3 protein-coding genes are annotated in these 2,641 nt (G+C 67.1%); 1 reads left to right on the forward strand and 2 read right to left on the reverse strand.

Going from position 1 to position 2,641, the window contains the following annotated elements; genetic code table 11:
• A partial coding sequence (locus ACRDU5_RS17140; RefSeq protein WP_526615858.1) for a hypothetical protein occupies window positions 1-242 on the forward strand: 242 nt, incomplete at its 5' end.
• A gap of 63 nt (window positions 243-305) precedes the next feature.
• On the opposite strand, the gene ACRDU5_RS17145 is transcribed toward ACRDU5_RS17140, so the two are convergent.
• Window positions 306-971 carry a response regulator transcription factor gene (locus tag ACRDU5_RS17145; RefSeq protein WP_526615859.1) on the reverse strand — a complete coding sequence of 222 codons (666 nt, stop codon included), beginning with the start codon at window positions 969-971 and terminating at the stop codon, window positions 306-308.
• On the reverse strand, window positions 956-2,434 hold the full coding sequence (locus ACRDU5_RS17150) for a sensor histidine kinase (protein WP_526615860.1): 1,479 nt from the start codon (window positions 2,432-2,434) through the stop codon (window positions 956-958). The genes ACRDU5_RS17145 and ACRDU5_RS17150 overlap by 16 nt, the downstream gene beginning before the upstream one ends.
• Between the last annotated feature and the right edge of the window lie 207 nt (window positions 2,435-2,641).

The following is a 2,641-nucleotide window of genomic DNA, read 5'->3' on the forward strand; positions in this document are numbered from 1 at the left end:
AGGTCCTAACGCTCGGCGCCACGCTCACCGGACTTGGTGTCGCCGGCGCGGGGGCCGCGCAAGCCGACACCGGTTCTGCTGGTCCACCACCCGCTTCGGTGAGCGCAGGAGCCCACCTCGACGCACCACTGTTCCCGCCGATCGACTTCTCACCGGACATTCCGTATGTCGACGACGTATTCCACGACGCGGTCGACCGGTTCCACGCGTTCGACAGCCCCTGGGGCAGCTGGGACAGCTAGAAGCTCGATCCCGCACCGCGACGCCCGCCACCTGCACACCTCGGTGGCGGGCGTCATCTTGTATCAAGGCACTTCTTCGAGCCGATACCCCATGCCGCGCAACGTGACGAACCGCTCGGCGCCGAGCTTGCGTCGCAGATAGCGCACGTAGACGTCGACGACGTTGGAGCCCGGATCGAAGTCATATCCCCACACATGGCTGAGCAATTGTTCTCGCGAGAGCACCTGGCCGGGGTGGCGCAGGAATGCCTCGACCAACGCGAATTCCCGCGCGGAGAGGTCGACGGTGTCACCGCCGACCCGGGCGCGACGAGTCCGCAAGTCAAGCTGCAGGCCACCGTAGGACAGCACGGTGAGTTCTACGGCCCGTTCGCTGGTCAGCCGCAGCCGGACGCGGGCGAGCAGTTCCTCGAACCGGAACGGCTTGGACATGTAGTCATCCGCGCCGCCTTCCAGTCCGGCGACGGTGTCCTGCACGCTGTCGCGTGCGGTCAGCACGACGACCGGGATCGAATTGCGGTCCGCGCGCAGGTTGCGCAGCAGTGCGAATCCGTCCAGTCCGGGCAGCCCGATGTCGAGGATCATCAGGTCAAATCCGCCGGTCATCGCGTAGTCGTACGCTGACGGACCGTCGGCGACCACGGTGACGGCAAACCCGTTGGCGGACAATCCTTTTTCGATGAACGTGGAGATCCGAGGCTCGTCTTCGGCGATCAGAATGCGTGCCATCGCTCTCCAATGACGGCTGGGATTACCAGTGTGAAGGTGGCGCCGCGGCCGGGGATGCTGTCGAGTTCCACGTCGCCACCGTGAGCGACCGCGATCGCACGCACGATCGACAGACCCAGCCCGGCGCCGTCCGAACGTTGCCCGCCGGCGCTGCCGCGCGCGAACCGCTCGAAGATGCGGGCACGGTCGTCCTCGCTGACACCAGCGCCCGAGTCGGCCACCCAGAACCGCAGCCGTCGACCCTCCAGCCGAGACCCCACATCGATCCGATCCCCGGGCTTGGTGTAGCGGACGGCATTGTCGGCCAGCGCCACCAGCGCCTGCGTGATTCGTTGCGGATCCAGCACGGCGACGACCCGTCCGACCGAGTCCAAAGTGAAGTCGCGATCACCGAGCTGGGCCACCTTCTCGAAGGTCTCCCGGGTCAGGGCGCGAACGTCGACACGCTTGGGCTGAAGGAACGACGGTTGCTCAGACCGGGCGAGCAGCAGCAGGTCGGACACCATCCGGTTCATCCGGCCCAGCTCGTCGTCCACCAACGCGACCGTCGACTCGACGTCGTTGGGATCGTTGCGATCGAGCACCTCAAGGTGACCTCGAACGATCGTGATTGGCGTGCGCAGCTCATGCCCGGCGTCGTCGATGAAGCGGCGCTGAGCCGACACCCCGGCTTCGACCCGGTCGAGCATCCTGTTGACTGCGCCGACCAGTGACTCGAGTTCGTCGCCCTCCGCGTCGCCGCGTGTTGGGATGCGCTTGGCCAGATCGGTGTCGGTGATGCTCCGGGCGGTCGCGGCGACGTCGCGCAGCGGTCGCAGAATGCGGCCGGCCACCAGCCACGCCGCGCCGGTAGCGCCCAATAGCGTCACCGCGCCCACCAACAACATCAGGCGTGCGGCGGTATCGGCGCCGGCGCGTTCCGCGTCGCCGAGGTACGCGGCCACGATGACGCCTTGCGACGGGTCACCCTGCAATGAGACCGGGATCGCCAGGTAGCGCACCTCGCCGACTTCGGGGTGTTGGTACAGCCCTTCGACGGGCTCGGTGACATTGACGACGAGATCCCTGAACGCGTCATCACCGGCGAGCACCTCAGGAAACCCGGGTTCCTGCCGGCTCTGGCTGCGGTATTCACCGTCGACGTAGCCGAGGAACTTCTCGTTGGGCCGGGCGATGTTGTACGCGATCGCTTCGGAGAGGACTTCCTCGACGCTGGCGAACGGTTCTCCGGTGCGCGGGTTGATGCCGGGCAAGGTCAGTTCGTTGAACTCTTCGACCTCGAACCGCAAGGCCTCGTCCATCCGCGCGTCGACCGCCGACACCAGCAGCCGCCACGTCACGAACGTGACGACGCCCAGCGCCGCCATCACCAGCAGCAGCACCCAGCCGATGATGCGAGTGCGCGCCGCCGACGGGAGAATTCGGCGCCACAGCGGTCGTTGACCGGTGTCGGTAGAGGTCATCGCCGCCTCTCGGATCCCTGCCGGGTGAGTTCTATCCTCCCACCCAGCAACCCTGGCGGACCGATACAGCGGTGTGGTGTCAGTCGTCGTCGTCCCCACCGTCGTCCCCGTCGTCGTCCCCGCCGTCGTCCCAGGTGTCATCGCCGGGGCTGATCGCCGGCGGCGGAGCAGGCACGCCGCTCTGAGTGCCCGGTGTCGGCGCTCTCG

This window comes from Mycobacterium sp., from assembly GCF_050701515.1.
In the GTDB taxonomy this organism is placed as follows: Bacteria; Actinomycetota; Actinomycetes; order Mycobacteriales; family Mycobacteriaceae; genus Mycobacterium.

What these genes read in the sequence shown, in the direction of transcription:
- ACRDU5_RS17145 (WP_526615859.1), bottom strand. Translation starts at nt 971, where the DNA reads ATGGCACGCATTCTGATCGCCGAAGACGAGCCTCGGATCTCCACGTTC.
- ACRDU5_RS17150 (WP_526615860.1), bottom strand. Translation starts at nt 2,434, where the DNA reads ATGACCTCTACCGACACCGGTCAACGACCGCTGTGGCGCCGAATTCTC.